This is a genomic window from Pseudotabrizicola sp. L79, assembly GCF_036553525.1.
Classification (GTDB): Bacteria; Pseudomonadota; Alphaproteobacteria; order Rhodobacterales; family Rhodobacteraceae; genus Pseudotabrizicola.
On sequence record NZ_JAZHDA010000044.1, the window covers coordinates 1 to 15,930 of the forward strand.

Sequence of the window (15,930 nt, forward strand, 5' to 3'; positions counted from 1 at the left end):
TGCTGTCGTAGAGAGCTTCTTCAACCTGCTCAAACGCGAACGCATCCGTCGCAGGAAATACAAAACCCGCGAAGAAGCGCGCCAAGACGTGTTCGACTACATCGAGTTTTTCTACAACCCGCAGCGCAAACACGTTAGGAACAGCAGCTTTGGGCCGGGTGCGTTTGTCGGATGGTGTAACAATGCGAGCCTTCGTTGGCTTTAGATATCTCTGAAGGCCCGCATTGTTGAGTGTCCGATCGTCTGCCAAGACCAATTCAGGTCAGTTTTCTGATGACGAAAGTCAGATTTGCGGCGCTGAGACGGTTCTGCGGCAAAATCGCATGTTCTTTAATGAACTGAAAATAAAGAAAAAATTAGTCTACGCTTCTCAGTCAGTCTTTGGTGTTTGACGAAAGGATCATCTCGCGGCTTACCCGTCCGCCGACGCAAGGGCAGGGCGTTGAAAGCGCAGGCCTTCTGCCGAATTCCATCCGGGCGCGGCCTGTGAATGGCGTCCGGCCGTCCTTGGCCGGATCGCGCGTAACTTTGTCATGGCGGGTCGCCCCCCCGACGATGGGCCGGGGGGGGGGCGGGTTAGCTGGCGCTTGGGGCTGCGGCCTTGCCCTTGAACATGATGTAATACAGCACAGGTGCTGCAATCAGCGTCAGGACCGAGGCAAAGGCCAGGCCGCCCATGATCGTTGCGGCCATCGACTTGAAGAAGGCATCTGTCAACAGCGGCAACATGCCAAGGATCGTCGTCGCGGCGGCCAGAAAGACCGGGCGCAAGCGTGACACAGAGGCCGAGACGATGGCCTGTTCCAAGGGCATGGACGGATCGGCCTCTCGTGTCAGGTCGATCTCCTCGACCAGAACGATGCCGTTCTTGATCAGCATCCCCGACAGCGACAAAAGCCCCAGAAGCGCGGTAAAGGTAAAGGGCATCCCGGCGCCCAAAAGGGCCAGGCTGACGCCGTTGACCGCCATCGGCACCAGAAGCCAGATGATGACGGGCTGACGCAGGGCGTTGAACAAAAGCACCGAGATCAGAACCATGATGATCAGGCTGACCGGCAATTGTGCCCCAAGCGCGGCCTGCGCCTCGGTCGAGCTTTCAAGCTCGCCCCCCCATTCCATCTTGTAGCCATCGGGCAGGGCCATCTCTTCGATGGTGGCCTGAATTTCGACCTGAACCTGCGCAGCTGTGGCGTCTCGGGGGATGTCGGCGCCGACGGTGATCACCTCTGAACGGTTGCGGCGATAAACCAGCGTGTCTTGCGGTTCAAAGGTAAAGCCGTCGATCACCTGACCCAGCGAGATCAGCGTGTTGCCGCTTTCCGAATAGACCAGATGGTCGGTCAGGGCCAGGTCGCTGTCCCTTGGCACCCGCACGACAATGGGGATCTGGCGATCACGCTCGCGGAAGGTGCCGCCGGTTGCCCCGTCTGAGGCATATTGCAAGACCATGGTGATATCGGTGCGCGAGATCCCGGCATCCTGTGCCCGTTCTTCGGCATACAGCGGGCGCAGCACCAGTTCACGCTCGCGCCAGTCTTGACGCGGGGTGATGATGTTGGCCGAGGCCGCCTGCATCCTGTCTATCGCCTCATCCGCCAGATCGCGCAGAACATTCGGGTCGCGGCCCGAAAAGCGCACTTCGATGGGCGCGCCGCCCCCCGGACCAAAGGCCAGCCGTTTGACCCGGAATTCCCCCTGTGGCAGGGCCGTGGTGGCAAAGGCCTCCAACTGGTTCATTTCATCTTCGATCACCTCAAGCGAGGTGACGCGGACGATCAGATGGCCATAGCTGGGGTTCGGGTCTTCGGCCTGATAGGTCAACATGAAACGCGCGGCACCCTGTCCGGCAAAGGCGGTGACGGCCTCGACATTGTCGCGCGCCACAAGCCAGTCTTCCAGCACCGCAATATCGGCCGAGGTTTGGTGGATCGAAGACCCCTGCGGCAGCTTGTAATGGACAAAGTAAAGCGGGGTGTTGCTGTCGGGAAAGAACTGCTGCTTGATCTGGCCAAACATCGCATAGCACACCGCCGTGCCCGCGATCAAAGCGCCAATCACCAGCCACCGCATCCGCAGCGAGCCGTGCAAGACATTGGCATAGGCGCGGAACAGGGCGCCGTCATAGCCGTCTGACGCACCGTCTTTGCCGCGTTGAAAGAAGTAATGGCCCAGCAACGGGGTGGCCGTGATGGCCAGCACCCAAGACAGCAAAAGCGAAATGGCGATCACGGCGAACAGCGAGAACAGGAATTCCCCCGTTGCATCGGGGCTTAGGCCGATACCGGCAAAGGCCATGATCCCGATCACGGTCGCCCCCAAAAGCGGTATCTGCGTGCGGCTTGCCGCATCGGTTGCGGCCTCGCGGGAAGATTTGCCGTGGCGCATCGAGATCTGCATCCCCTCGGCGACGACGATGGCATTATCGACCAGCATCCCCATGGCGATGATCAGGGCGCCAAGCGAGATCCGCTCCATTTCGATCGCGCCAAGGGCCATGAAGAACAGCGTGCCGACCACGGTCAGCAAAAGCGTCGCGCCAACGACCACCGCCGCGCGCCAGCCCATGAACACCGCCAGCACCACAACAACGATGATGACCGACATGGCCAGATTGACCAGAAAGGCGTTCGATGCCTCTTCGACGACCGTGTGCTGGCGATAGATCGACTGGATTTCGATCCCCAGCGGCAGGGTCTTGCGCAACTCGTCCAGCCGGGTGTCAACGCGCTTGCCGACCTCGACGATGTTTTCCGTGGCAATCCCGGCGACGCCCAGCGTAAAGGCCTCGACCCCGTTATGACGCACGATCAGGCCGGGGTCGGCCTCGCGCCCGCGGTAGATATTGGTAAAGTCGGCAAGGTTGATGACCTGGCCGCCGACGCCGATCGACAGGGCCGCGACTTCCGACACGCTGTCTGACCCCTTGGGTCGTTGCAGCAGGGTGCGCCCGCTGTCGCTTTGCAAGGCACCGCCATCGACGACCTCGTTCGAACTGGCCACCGCCCCGATGATTGCGGCCGGTGGAATGCCCAGCGTGGTGGTCAGGGCCGGGTCAGGCTCGACATAGATGACCTCGTTCGGAACGGCAGACAGCGCCACATCCGACACACCCGAAACCAGCAAAAGCTCGCGCCGCAGATAGGTGGAAAGCTCATTGATTTCGGCATCGGAAAAGCCTTCGGCGGTGACCGCGTAATACAGCCCGTAAACATCGCCGAAACCGTCGTTGACAAAGGGCTGGCTTGCCCCATTGGGCAAGGCGGCCTCGGCCACCTTGGCGCGCAGCTTTGTCCAGATCTGCGGCAGTTCCGACCCGTCAAAGGTATCCTGCATGTTCACGGTGATCCATGACAGACCGGGTTGGTTCATGGATTCGATATCCTTGACCTCGCCCATCTTCTGGATCTGGGATTCCAGCGGTTCTGTCACCTCTACCGCCACCTCTTGCGCCGAAGCGCCGGGATATTGCGTGACGATGACAGCCGTCTTGATGGTAAAAGCTGGATCTTCCAGCCGCCCCAGCGTGCCAAAGCCCCAGATGCCGCCCAAAAGGCAGATCAGCATGATGATCCAGGTATAGATCGGTCGGTCGATGGAAAAGCGTGCGATATCCATGGGATCAGTTTCCAAAGCCTGCAAAGCGGCGCACGGCTGCGCCATCGTCAAGCTGGCCCGCGCCACTGACCACGATTTCTTCGCCATCGCTCAGGCCGCTGACGATCTGAACCGTGCCGCGATCTGTCGGGGTGATCTCCACTGGCCGGCGCGTGACGGTGCCTTGCGCAGCGCCGGGCGGATCAAAAACCATCACATGCGGCTGGTTGTCATTGCCGATGACAATGGCGGATTTCGGCACTTCGATGCTGTGGCCATCGGTTTTCAGCGTTGCGGTCACCTGCGCCGATGATCCGGGCAGAACGACGAATTCCTTGGGCAAAGGCATGCCAAGCGTGATGCTGTAGGTCTGCCCGATATCCGCTGTTTCGGCGTTGAACTCCCGGATCACCAGCGGATAAAGCTGATCGCTTGCCGGGAACTTGGCCTCTAGCGTCACGTCAGGGTCGCGCCCGGCGCGCTGAAACACCGTTTCCGGCACGTCGATTTCGATCCGCAATTCAGACATGTCATGCAGGCGAACAACGGGTGTGCCCGCCATGACGGTCGAGAAATTGGGCACCAGACGGGTGGCGACGATGGCATCAAAGGGCGCATGCAATGTGGCATGCTCGAGATCACGCGTGGCGCTGCGCACGGCGACATCCGCCAGTTGCAGGGCGGTGCGGGCATCTTCCAGATTGGTTTCGGCCACCGAAGACCCGGCCAGTTGTTCGTAACGCTGGACAAGGCGCAGCGCCTGCGCCGCATTGACCTGCGCCTGTTCCAGCGCCAGCTCAAAGGGTTCCAGATCCATCTGGGCCACGACCGATCCGTTGGCAAGCTGTGCGCCTTCGGTCAGGTCAAGGTCAACGATCTGGCCGCTGACCTGAAAGGCAAGATCAACGGTTTCGCGGGCAACGGCCTTGCCGAAAAACACCCGCTGCACCTGTGCCGCGCCCGAGTTGACCTGCGTCAGCTTGACAAGCGGTTCGTCGGCCTGGGCCATCGGCGCGGCCAAGCCAAGCGCCAGCGCGGCGGCGAGGGCAGGGACAAGCCCCCGATGGCGCGGCGCGGCGCGGTTTTCTGTGGTGGGCTTATGCGCCTTGGCCATGGCTTGTCTCCTTGGTTTGTGGGGGGGCGGGCAGGTCTGCCGCTGCCGCAGCAAGGCAAAGCTGCCGCAACGTGCGCAGCTGGCTGATGAACTGGTCGCGGTCCTGAATCCGTGTGCCCGCAGCTTTGGCAGCCCTTTGGATGAAATCGGCAAGCCCGGCAACGCTCAGGCCCGCGCGGGTCAGGGCTGCTTCGTGCGGGGCCAGGACTTTGGCGATGACGGCGCGGAACCGCTCTGCCGATTGTTCCAGCGCCTCTTGGCTGACGGCATTGACGCCATCAAAGAATTCCTGCGCATTGGGCATGGCGCGGACGATGTCAAAGCCGGTGACCACCATGTGCTGAAAGATCACGTCAAGCTGCTGGTCCAGCCGGTTCAGCCCCTGCAATTCCTGCGTGATCTCAAGGATCGCCTGATCGGTGTATCGCTCGATCAGGCCGCGCAGGATGTCGTCCTTGTTGCGAAAGCGATTGTAAAGGCTTTGGCGCGACACGCCGACCTCTTCGCACAGATCGCTCATGCTGGTGCGTTTCACGCCATAGCGGGCAAAAATCCGCATGGCCGCATCAAGGATCTCTGTTTGCAAATTGCCCATCGGAATCGCCCATGCATCTGGTCGCGCCGTGATTTACAAATTGCCGTCTTTTGTCAATCTGTAAAATCCTGACGATGGCGACGGCCCCCTCTGACGGGACGGGGCTGTGGCGGTCTTTTCGGGGATGCCTGGCCCGGTTGCAAAAGCGGTGTGCTGGGTTTTCTGATGAAATCAGCAGGATGGCGGACGTTGATCAATGGGCTGACCGCGCTGATCGACCAGCCCTGACCTTGCCACGCGGCGCGGACCGCTATCGATCTGGTTCGATCCTGATATGGATTGAGCAGTGAAGCCGACCGGCAAGCAAGGTCGCCAGCAATTTTACAGCGATGCTGCCATCCAGTCTGCCAATATCCCGAGAGGGGACGGAACCCTTGTGCAGGAGAGGTGCCCGCTTGGTTCAGCCTTGCTTTGCCGCGACAAGGGCCCATGTTGGGGTGACAAAAAGATGGGGGCGTGATGACAGAACAACGCAATGCAGCAGGCGCAGCGGTCGGCGGATCGTTCTGTTTTGACAATTCATGGGTGCGCGATCTGCCCGGCAGCTATGTGGCCCAGGCCCCTGATGCCGCGCCTGATCCGCAACTGGTGTGCCTGAACACCGATCTGGCCCGCGATCTGGGGGTGGACCCGCAGCTTTTGTCCGCCAATCCGGGCTGGTTTGCCGGGGGCGCGCAGCCGCCGGGGGCGGCTCCGGTGGCCTTGGCCTATGCGGGCCATCAGTTCGGGGGCTTTTCGCCGCAACTGGGGGATGGCCGCGCGCATTTGCTGGGCGAACATATCGCCCCCGATGGGCGCCGCTGGGATATTCAGCTGAAAGGTTCGGGCCGCACGCCGTTTTCGCGCGGGGGCGATGGCAAGGCCGCCTTGGGGCCGATGCTGCGTGAATATCTGATCTCCGAGGCGATGGCCGCACTTGGTGTGCCGACCACCCGTTCGCTGGCCGTGGCCCTGACGGGCGAAGAGGTGCGGCGCGAATCTGGCCGTTTGCCCGGTGCCGTGGTGTGCCGCGTGGCATCCAGCCATCTGCGGGTGGGCAGCTTTCAGTTCTGGTCGGCGCGGGGCGATCTGGCCCAGCTTGGTGCCCTTGCCGATTACGCCATTGCGCGCCACGACCCCGATCTTCTGGGCCGCGATGATCGCGTTCTGGCGTTTTTCGACCGGGTGGTGTCGCGGCAATGCGCCTTGGTTGCGCAATGGATGGGCCTTGGCTTTGTCCATGGCGTGATGAACACCGACAATGTCACCATCTCGGGGGAAACGATCGACTATGGCCCCTGCGCCTTTGTCGAGGCGTATGCGCCGGGCGCGGTGTTTTCGTCGATTGATCGGCAGGGGCGCTATGCCTTGGGCAATCAGCCGCTGATCCTGGGCTGGAACATGGCGCGACTGGCCGAGGCTTTGGTGCCGCTGATCCCGGGCGAGGCCGAGGCGACTGTGGAACGGCTGAACGACCGTCTTGGCGCCATTGCCGGCCAGTATCAGGCGGCGTGGGTATCGGTGATGCGGGCCAAGCTGGGGCTGGCCGGGGCCCAGCCCGATGATGCCGCGCTGATCGACGATCTGCTGGCCGCGATGGTCGGCGCCGACTGGACTCTGACGCTGCGCCGTCTGGCCGATGCGGCGCGGGGCACCGAGGCCAGCCTGCGCCCGCTGTTCGACGATTTCGCGCGGATGGAGGCGTGGCTGCCCCGCTGGCGGGCCCGTCTGGCCCCCGATGCGGCGGCGGCGATGCGGGCGGTCAATCCGCTGATCATCCCGCGCAATCACAAGGTGGAAGAGGCCCTGCAAGCCGCCGATACCGGCGATCTGGCCCCGTTCCACGCCCTGCTGGCACAGGTGACAGACCCTTTCCGCGATGGTCCGGGGCGCGAAGCCTATGCCCTGCCGGCCCCTGCGGGCTTTGGCGATTATGTCACCTTTTGCGGCACCTGATTGACGCCCGCATATGCGCAGGGCAAAGTTTGGCGCATGAATCCCAGATCAGACATCCACGACCGGCTGGCCACCGCGTTGCGAGAGGCGCGCCGCGCCCGTGGCCTTAGCCTTGATGCCGTGGCCAAATTGTCGGGCGTCAGCCGCAGCATGGTCAGCCAGATCGAACGGGGCGAAAGCAGCCCCACGGTTGCCACGCTGTGGAACCTGACGCAGGCCTTGCAGGTGGATTTCGCCGGGCTGATCGAGCCAAAGCCCGCCCCGGTGATCGAGGTGGTTCGCTCTGCCGCTGCCCCCGTGATGCAGCGCGCCGAGGGGGTGAAAATCCGCATCCTGTCGCCGCCTGAGTCGGTGGGCGAGCATGAAGTCTATGAGCTGAGCTTTCAGGCCGGGGCCGCGCTGATCAGCGACCCGCATCGTCAGGGCTGCCGAGAGCATCTGACCGTGTTGTCGGGGCGCTTGCGGGTGACGGCAGGCGAGGCAGAGGAACGGTTGGGGCCGGGCGATGTGGCGCGCTATCCCGCCGACCGAAGGCATCAGATCGTGGCCGATGGCGGGCCTGCACGCGCCATTCTGATCGTGCAAGGTAGCTGATATTCCGTCATTACGGATAAAATCCGCTATCTTGACAGATTGGCATGGCTGTGGCTTGATCCGGTAAAGCGGAGGATTTCTGGTATGGCGGATAAAGCGGCATTTCTGGACCATCTGGGCACAGTGCTGGCCGGGATCGAGGCCGAAGGCCTGTTCAAGCGTGAACGGCTGATCCACGGCGCGCAGGGGGCCCATGTCACGATGCAAGGGCAGCAGATGCTGAACCTCTGCGCCAACAATTATCTGGGGTTGGCCGATGATCCGCGTCTGGTGGCGGCGGCCAAGGCGGCGATGGATGCGGGCGGCTATGGCATGGCGTCGGTGCGCTTTATCTGCGGCACGGCCGATGCGCATCGCGCGCTGGAATCGCGGCTGGCGGCGTTTCTGGGGGCCAAGGATGCCATTCTGTTCGCCGCCTGTTTCGACGCCAATGGCGGGCTGTTCGAGCCGCTGCTGGGGCCCGAGGATGCGGTGATTTCCGACAGCCTGAACCATGCCAGCATCATCGACGGCATCCGCCTGTGCAAGGCGCGGCGCTATCGCTATGCCAATGCCGATATGGCGGATCTGGAGGCGCAGTTGCAGGCCGCCCGCGATGGGGGCGCGCGGTTCATCCTGATCGCAACGGATGGCGTGTTCTCGATGGACGGGTATCTGGCGAAACTGCCGGAAATCAAGGCTTTGGCTGATCGCTATGGCGCGATGGTCATGGTGGATGATTGCCATGCCACCGGTTTCATGGGGCCGCAGGGGCGCGGAACGCCCGCGCATTTCGGGCTGTCGGTCGATATTCTGACCGGCACCTTGGGCAAGGCCCTTGGCGGCGCTTTGGGCGGCTATGTGGCCGGGCCGCAGGCGGTGATTGATCTGTTGCGCCAACGCGCGCGGCCCTATCTGTTTTCCAACGCCCTGCCGCCTGCGGTGGTGGGGGCCGGGCTTGCCGCGCTGGAAATCGTCGAGGCCGCCGACGATCTGCGGACGCAGCTTTTTGACAACGCCGCCTATTGGCGGGCGGGCCTTGCCGATCTTGGCTTTGATCTGTTGCCCGGCGCGCATCCGATCGTGCCGGTGATGCTGGGCGAGGCGCGGCTGGCGCAAGACATGGCGGCAGAACTGGGCCGGTTGGGGGTGCATGTGGCCGGGTTCTTCTTTCCCGTGGTGCCCAAGGGGCGGGCGCGCATCCGCACCCAGATGAATGCAAGGCTGACCCGGGCCGATCTTGATGTCGCCTTGGATGCCTTTGCCAAGGCGGGGCGCAAGCTGGGGGTGATCGCATGAAATGCCTTGTGAAATCGCGCGATGCCGAAGGGCTGTGGATGGAGGATCGCCCCGTGCCCGAGATCGGGCCCGAGGATGTTCTGATCCGCATCCGCAAGACCGGGATTTGCGGCACCGATGTGCATATCTGGAACTGGGATGACTGGGCGCGCAAGACGGTGCCGGTGGGGCTGATCACGGGCCATGAATTCGCGGGCGAGATTGTCGAACTGGGCCGCGATGTGCGCGACCTGAGCTTGGGGCAGCGGGTGTCGGGCGAGGGGCATCTGATCGGCAAGACCAGCCGTCAGGCGCGGGCGGGCAAGTTTCACCTTGATCCGGCCACGCGGGGGATCGGGGTCAACGAACCGGGGGCCTTTGCCGAATATCTGCGCCTGCCGGCCTTCAACGTGGTGCCCTTGCCGGATGCGGTTGATGACGAAATCGGGGCGATCCTCGATCCGTTGGGCAATGCGGTGCATACGGCGCTGAGTTTCGATCTGGTGGGCGAGGATGTGCTGATCACCGGGGCGGGACCGATTGGCATCATGGCCGCCGCCGTGGCCCGGCATGTGGGGGCACGGCATGTGGTGATCACCGATGTGAACCCGGCCCGGCTGGATCTGGCGGGGCGGGTGGCCGATGTGGTGCCGGTGAATGTGGCGACCACCGAGTTGCGCAGCCTGTTTCCCGGCCTGAAGATGACCCAAGGCTTTGATGTCGGGATGGAGATGAGCGGCAGTCAGGCGGCCTTCGATCAGATGGTCGAGGCGATGACGATGGGGGGGCGCATTGCGATGCTGGGCATTCCGCCCGGCAAAAGCCCGGTGGACTGGAGCCGGATCGTGTTCAAGGCGCTGACGATCAAGGGCGTCTATGGCCGCGAGATCTTTGAGACCTGGTACAAGATGATCGCGATGATCGAGAACGGGCTGGATGTGCGGGGCGTGATCACGCATCGCTTGGCCGTCGATCAGTTCGAGGCAGGCTTTGCGGCCATGCGCTCGGGGCAGTCGGGCAAGGTGGTGCTGGATTGGGGTTAGGGTGTCTCTGGCAACGATACCAAGGCGCGCAAGCAAAATCAATGACTTGCGCACCAAACCTTATCCGATTTTAACCGCTGGGGGCCGCAGCGGGCCCCCATGGCCGGGCTTAGGAATTTGGCCGGATGCGGGGGCCGGTGCCTTTGGCAAAGGCATCCAGCCGTTCGCGGGCGGCAGCCTGGGTGTTGACGACGCCGGCCACACAGGCCTCGGCATAGGCGGCATCAAGGGCTGACATGTTGTTCATGTGGCTGATCGCCGAGCAGATGGCGAAATTGGTCAGCGGCAGGTTCTGGGCCGCGCGCTGTGCAAGGGCCAAGGCCGCGTCAAAGCTGGAGCCTTCGACAAGGTATTGCGCAAGGCCCACATCCACGGCCTCTTGCGCCTTGTAAACCCGGCCTGTCAGCATCATGTCGATCATCCGGGCCTTGCCGACCAGATCGGCCACGCGGATGGTGGCGCCGCCACCGGTGAACAGGCCGCGTGTGCCTTCGGGCAGGGCGAAATAGGTGCTGGCATCGGCCACGCGGATATGGGCCGACGAGGCCAGTTCCAGCCCGCCGCCCACAACCGCGCCTTTCAGCGCCGCGATGATCGGCACGCCACCATATTCCATCTTGTTGAAGGCCTCGTGCCAGCGCAGGCACAATTGCCAGAATTCGGCAGGGGTGCGGTCTTCCTTGTGATGTTCGACCAGATCAAGGCCCGCGCAGAAATGGTCGCCTTGGGCGGCCAGAACCACAGCCTTGACGCCGGTTTGCGGCAGCGTCGTGAACAGGGTGATCAGTTCTTCGATGGTTTCCGCATTCAGCGCATTGCGCTTGGCCGGGCGGTTCAGGGTGGCGATCAGAACGCCGTCGTCATGAAGATCCAGCGTCAGGTTGGACAGGGTGGGAAGGGCTTTCATGCGGGGTTCCTTGGTGGTCGTGGATCGGTCGGGCAACAGTTCGGGTTCGGTTCGGTTTGGTCTGGTCAGGCGTCGGGCGCAAGCGCCTTGGCGGCATTGCGCAGAATGAATTTCTGGATCTTGCCGGTGGCGGTTTTGGGCAGGTCTTGCATCCGCACCCATTTGGGCGTCTTGAACCCGGCCAGATGGCTGCGGCAATGGGCGATGATCTCGGCTTCGGTGGCGTGATGGCCGTCGCGCAATTCGACAAAGGCGCAAGGCGCCTCGCCCCACAGCGGATGGGGCCGGGCGACAACGGCGGCGGCCTGCACGGCGGGGTGGCGGTAAAGCACGGCCTCGACCTCGACCGACGAGACGTTTTCGCCCCCCGAGATGATGACATCTTTCAGACGGTCGCGGATCTGCAGATAGCCGTCGGGGTGCATCACCGCGGCATCGCCCGACCAGAACCAGCCGCCCTGAAACGCCTCATCCGTGGCGGGGCGGTCTTTGTAATAGCCCTTCATCACCGTATTGCCGCGAATGGCGATTTCGCCCTGGGTGACCCCATCGGCGGGCACATCGGCCCCGGTGTCGCGGTTGACGACGCGGATGCCCTGCACCATGGGAAAGGTCACGCCCTGCATCGCCTGTTTTTCGGCCTGTTCGGCCTGGGTCAGGGCCGACCAGTCGTCTTGCCACAGGCATTGCGAGATATGGCCATAGGTTTCGGTCAGCCCGTAAACCTGCATGACTTGCAGCCCCAGACGGGCCGCCTTTTCCAGCACGGCGGGCGGGGGCGGTGCCCCTGCGGTCAGCGCCTTGACCTGTGGATCAAAGGGCCTGGCATCGGGGCTGTCACACAGCATTTGCAAGATCACCGGGGCCGCGCCGAAATGGGTGACGCCATGGGCGCGGATGGTGGCCATCAGCCCTTTGGGCGACGGGTCGGTCGGGAAGATCAGATGCGCGCCGACGATCGCCATGGCCCAAGGGTGGTTCCAGCCGTTGCAATGAAACATGGGCACGACCGACATATAGACCGGGTTCTGGGGCAGCGCCCAGCCGGCGGTGGTGCCCAAGGCCATCAGATAGGCCCCACGGTGGTGATAGATCACGCCTTTGGGCCGGCCCGAGGTGCCGGATGTGTAATTCAGCGCCAAGGCCTGCCATTCATCTTGCGGCAGGTGCCATGGCATCGGGGGGCTGGCGGCAAGCTGATCGTAATTCGCATCGCCAAAGCCGCCGGTGCCGATGTCGATCACGTCAATCGCCTTGCCGTTCAGGGCAAAGGCATCGCGCAACAGTTGCGTCAGCGACGTGTCGGCCAGCACCAGTTTGCAATCCGAGTGGTCAAGGATATAGGCGACGGTTTCGGTTTCCAGCCGGGTGTTGATCGTGTTCAGCACGGCGCCGACCAGTGGCACGGCATAGTGCAGTTCAAACAGTTCAGGCCGGTTGGGTGACAAGACCGAGACGGTATCGCCAAGGCCGATGCCGCGCGCGGCAAGGCCTGCGGCGACCGCGCGCACCCGCTGGCCGACCTGGGCCCAAGTCTGTGTGATGTCGCCATAGGTGGTGGCGGGGTGGGTGGCATAGACCACCTCGGCCCGTTCCAGAAAGGACAGGGGCGACAAGGGCACATGATTGGCCGCAACCGGGGCCGCGGCGGTGTAATGGGCATGCATGGGTCAGTCTCTCCCCCCTGATCCGGCGTGGGGCGGCCCTGGCTGTGGCCGCCCTCTGTGATGTGCAGCCTGCCGTGGCAGGGCTGATTTTCCAAGTCCCAAGGGGCCGGGTTTGTGGCCGATCAGAGGAAGGGCAATTCCACCAGACGGGCCGAAACCGGGCCGCTGTCGCGCATCACCTCGACCGTGGCGCCGGGTTTGACATCAGAGGCGATCAGCGCATAGCCGATATTGGCCATCATCCGGGGCGACCAGACGCAGTTTGTCATCATGCCGACGATGATGCCATCCAGCCGGATATCTTCGCGCCGGAACCCAAGGGGGGCGGGGATGCCGCCGTCAAGGATCAGGCCAAGCTGGTGGCGTTTGGGGCCTTCGTCATGGATGCGGCGCAGGGCCTTGATGCCCACCACATCATCGGGCACGCCCAGATCGACATATTTGCCGAGGCGCACCTCGAACGGGTTGGTCTGATCGTCGGTATCGCCACCGACTGACACCAGCCCGCTTTCGGTGCGTTCGGCCGTGGCGGGCGATCCGGGGCCGATGCCCCAGGGCTGGCCCGCCTCTTTGAAGATGTTCCAAAGCTGGGTGCCCTTGGTGCCGTCGCGCAAGTAGATTTCAAACCCGCCCTGTTTTGACCAGCCCGAGCGTTGCACGGCGACGGGGATGCCATCGATTTCGGTTTCTTTGAACCAGAAGTATTTGAGTTCGCGCACCCAATCGCCCATCACATGGGCCACCACATCTTCGGCCTTGGGGCCTTGCAGCGCCATGGGCGACACGTCGGGTTCGCTGACCTCGACATCCAGGCCGCGTTCGGCAGCCAGGGCGCTGGCCCAGAACCAGATGTCGCTGTCGGCGATCGAGAACCAATACAGGTCTTCATCCAGTTTCAGCAGGATCGGGTCGTTGATAATGGTGCCGCGATGGTTGCACAGGGGCACATATTTACCCTGACCGACCTTGCATTTCGACAGGTCGCGCGGCGACATGATCTGCGCCAGCTTGCCTGCGTCGGGGCCCTTGATCTGAACCTGGCGTTCCACCCCCACATCCCATTGCGATACGCCGTTGATCAGGCGCCAGTATTCCGCCTCGCGGTTGCCGTAAGAGGTGGGCATGATCATGCGGTTGTAGATGCTGGCCGCGGTCATGCCTTCGGCCACGGCGGATTCGTAGAATGGCGACGGGCGCAGGCGGGCCGTCGGGAATACGTTGAACATGTGGATCTCCCCTTTGGGGCAGAGATGATCCATCTGGCGGGGCGGCGTCAAACGACGTATTCAGGGCCAATGCCCCTATAAAAAGTTATGCCTGCGTTGGGAGTGGCCATGGCACAGACCGAGTTACCGCCGCTGACCTGGCTGCGCGCCTTTGAGGCCGCGGCCCGCACGCTGAGTTTCACCCAGGCCGCCGCTGAATTGCATGTGACGCAGGCGGCGATTTCCAAACATGTGCGGTCGCTGGAATTGCATTTGCAGCAGCCGTTGTTCGTGCGCAGGCCGCGCAGTCTGGAACTGACCAAGCTGGGCGCGGCCTATCTGCCCAAGGTGCAGGATGCGCTGGACCGCCTGGCCATTGGCACCCGAGAGGTGTTCGGGCGGCGCAAGAACCGCGCGCTGACCCTGCGCTGTGCGGTGTCTTTCGCGGTGAACTGGCTGACGCCGCGTCTGCCTGCCTTTCTGGACCGGCACCCTGATCTGTCGCTGCGGGTCATTTCCAGTGTCTGGAATGAAAGCTTTGACAAGGATCTGTTTGATCTGGATATCCAATACGGCACGGGCACCTGGCCCGGCTTTGCCAGCCACCGCCTGACATGGGAGCGGATTACCCCGCTGTGCGCGCCCGATCTGCCCGCGCGGCTGGCGCTGGCACAGCCCGATGATCTGGCCGGGCATCGGTTGTTGCATGTCTTGGGCTATCAGCAGGGCTGGGGCATCTGGCTGAATGCGGCCGGGGCGCGGCGGGTTGATCCGGGGCAGGGGCTGCAACTGGACACATCGCTGACCGCGATGGAACTGGCCGCGCAGGGCGGCGGCGTGGCCTTGGGCCGGTCTTCGCTGGTGCAGGGGTATCTGGCATCGGGACGGCTGATCGCGCCGTTTGATCTGACCGTCCCGATTGAAGAAGCGTTCTGGCTGCTGGAGCCAAAGCTGGCAGACCCGCATCCGGATGTGGGCCTGCTGGTTGATTGGCTGCGCGCCGAGGCGGGGATGGGCCCGCCTTATTCGGCGGCCTGACGCTTTGGCAGCACCCAACCGGGGCGGGCAAAGTGGCAGGTATAGCCGTTGGGGATACGTTCGAGATAATCCTGATGTTCCGGCTCTGCCTGCCAGAAATCGCCCACCGGGGCCACTTCGGTGACGACAGGCCCCGGCCACAGGCCCGAGGCATTGACATCGGCAATCGTATCAAGTGCCACCTGATGCTGGCTTTCCGAGGTGTAATAGATGGCCGAGCGGTAGGACATGCCCAGATCATTGCCCTGCCGGTTCAGCGTGGTGGGGTCGTGGATCTGGAAAAAGAATTCCAGCAGCTGTCGATAGCTGATCTGGGTCGGATCAAACAGGATCTCGATGCCTTCGGCATGGGTGCCGTGGTTGCGATAGGTGGCATTGGGCACATCGCCGCCGGTATAGCCCACGCGGGTGGACTGAACCCCGGGCAGGCGGCGGATCAGATCCTGCATGCCCCAGAAACAGCCCCCCGCCAATACTGCGCGTTCGGTCATTGCTTTTCCTCTACTTGGGCCAGCCAGGCGCCATAGCCCTGGGCCTGCATCTGGTCTTTCGGAATAAAGCGCAGGCTGGCTGAATTGATGCAATAGCGCAAGCCACCCATGCTGGGCGGGCCATCGGGAAAGACATGGCCCAGATGGCTGTCGCCATGGGCCGAGCGCACCTCGACCCGGCGCATGCCATGGCTGGTGTCGGCATGTTCGCTGACCATGCTGGCGTCGATGGGTTTGGCAAAGGCGGGCCAGCCACAGCCTGAATCGAATTTATCGGCCGAGGCGAACAACGGTTCGCCCGAGACGATATCGACATAGATGCCGGGTTCGAAATGGTGGTCATATTCGCCGGTAAAGGGGCGTTCGGTGCCGTTTTGCTGGGTGACGCGGAATTGTTCGGGCGTCAGGCGGGCCAGGGCATCGTCGGTCTTGCGATAGGTCATGCGGTGTCTCCGATCATCGGGGGTAGGCCATATATGGGTGGTCTTGG

At 63.0% G+C, this 15,930-nt stretch carries 14 protein-coding genes; 6 read left to right on the forward strand and 8 right to left on the reverse strand.

The annotated features are described in order from the left end of the window. The coding region (locus V3C85_RS04480; protein ID WP_331793889.1) for an IS3 family transposase at positions 1–205 on the forward strand (205 nt) is incomplete at its 5' end. A gap of 371 nt (positions 206–576) precedes the next feature. Here V3C85_RS04480 and V3C85_RS04485 read toward each other — a convergent pair. From V3C85_RS04485 to V3C85_RS04495, 3 genes are read right to left on the reverse strand one after another with little or no spacing between them, the layout of a single operon-like run. Beyond that, complete coding sequence (locus V3C85_RS04485) at positions 577–3,615, reverse strand: efflux RND transporter permease subunit (RefSeq protein ID WP_331794154.1); 3,039 nt, start codon at positions 3,613–3,615, stop codon at positions 577–579. Between the two features lie 4 nt (positions 3,616–3,619). Continuing rightward, the gene (locus V3C85_RS04490) at positions 3,620–4,708 is read right to left on the reverse strand and encodes an efflux RND transporter periplasmic adaptor subunit (protein ID WP_331793890.1); all 1,089 of its coding nucleotides are present in this window, start codon (positions 4,706–4,708) and stop codon (positions 3,620–3,622) included. Next, on the reverse strand, positions 4,692–5,303 hold the full coding sequence (locus V3C85_RS04495; RefSeq protein ID WP_331793891.1) for a TetR/AcrR family transcriptional regulator: 612 nt from the start codon (positions 5,301–5,303) through the stop codon (positions 4,692–4,694). Before V3C85_RS04495 ends, V3C85_RS04490 begins: the two co-directional genes overlap by 17 nt. 459 nt (positions 5,304–5,762) lie before the next feature. Here V3C85_RS04495 and V3C85_RS04500 point away from each other — a divergent pair, with 459 nt between their 5' ends. From V3C85_RS04500 to tdh, 4 genes are all read left to right on the forward strand, one after another. Beyond that, positions 5,763–7,238: a protein adenylyltransferase SelO gene (locus V3C85_RS04500; protein WP_331793892.1), complete on the forward strand. Its 1,476-nt coding sequence runs from the start codon at positions 5,763–5,765 to the stop codon at positions 7,236–7,238. Between the two features lie 36 nt (positions 7,239–7,274). After that, a complete protein-coding gene (locus tag V3C85_RS04505; RefSeq protein WP_331793893.1) occupies positions 7,275–7,832 on the forward strand; it encodes a helix-turn-helix domain-containing protein in 558 nt (185 codons plus the stop codon). Positions 7,833–7,916: 84 nt separating this feature from the next. Continuing rightward, positions 7,917–9,110: a glycine C-acetyltransferase gene (locus V3C85_RS04510; protein WP_331793894.1), complete on the forward strand. Its 1,194-nt coding sequence runs from the start codon at positions 7,917–7,919 to the stop codon at positions 9,108–9,110. Further along, entirely contained in the window at positions 9,107–10,132 is a 1,026-nt protein-coding gene (gene tdh / locus V3C85_RS04515; RefSeq protein ID WP_331793895.1) for an L-threonine 3-dehydrogenase, read from the forward strand. The genes V3C85_RS04510 and tdh overlap by 4 nt, the downstream gene beginning before the upstream one ends. 109 nt (positions 10,133–10,241) lie before the next feature. On the opposite strand, the gene V3C85_RS04520 is transcribed toward tdh, so the two are convergent. The 3 genes from V3C85_RS04520 to V3C85_RS04530 all read right to left on the reverse strand — a co-directional run bounded on the left by V3C85_RS04520 (position 10,242) and on the right by V3C85_RS04530 (position 13,932). Further along, positions 10,242–11,039, reverse strand: coding sequence for a crotonase/enoyl-CoA hydratase family protein (locus V3C85_RS04520; RefSeq protein WP_331793896.1), 798 nt, complete (start codon positions 11,037–11,039; stop codon positions 10,242–10,244). A 65-nt stretch (positions 11,040–11,104) separates the two neighbouring features. Next, positions 11,105–12,706: an AMP-binding protein gene (locus V3C85_RS04525; protein ID WP_331793897.1), complete on the reverse strand. Its 1,602-nt coding sequence runs from the start codon at positions 12,704–12,706 to the stop codon at positions 11,105–11,107. Positions 12,707–12,828: 122 nt separating this feature from the next. After that, positions 12,829–13,932, reverse strand: coding sequence for a glycine cleavage T C-terminal barrel domain-containing protein (locus V3C85_RS04530; protein ID WP_331793898.1), 1,104 nt, complete (start codon positions 13,930–13,932; stop codon positions 12,829–12,831). Positions 13,933–14,040: 108 nt separating this feature from the next. Here V3C85_RS04530 and V3C85_RS04535 point away from each other — a divergent pair, with 108 nt between their 5' ends. Next, on the forward strand, positions 14,041–14,949 hold the full coding sequence (locus V3C85_RS04535) for a LysR substrate-binding domain-containing protein (protein ID WP_331793899.1): 909 nt from the start codon (positions 14,041–14,043) through the stop codon (positions 14,947–14,949). Here V3C85_RS04535 and msrA read toward each other — a convergent pair. Both msrA and msrB read right to left on the reverse strand, forming a co-directional pair. Continuing rightward, positions 14,934–15,440, reverse strand: coding sequence for a peptide-methionine (S)-S-oxide reductase MsrA (msrA, locus tag V3C85_RS04540; protein WP_331793900.1), 507 nt, complete (start codon positions 15,438–15,440; stop codon positions 14,934–14,936). The two genes, V3C85_RS04535 and msrA, sit on opposite strands and share 16 nt — an antisense overlap. Continuing rightward, positions 15,437–15,883: a peptide-methionine (R)-S-oxide reductase MsrB gene (gene msrB, locus V3C85_RS04545; protein ID WP_331793901.1), complete on the reverse strand. Its 447-nt coding sequence runs from the start codon at positions 15,881–15,883 to the stop codon at positions 15,437–15,439. Before msrB ends, msrA begins: the two co-directional genes overlap by 4 nt. Between the last annotated feature and the right edge of the window lie 47 nt (positions 15,884–15,930).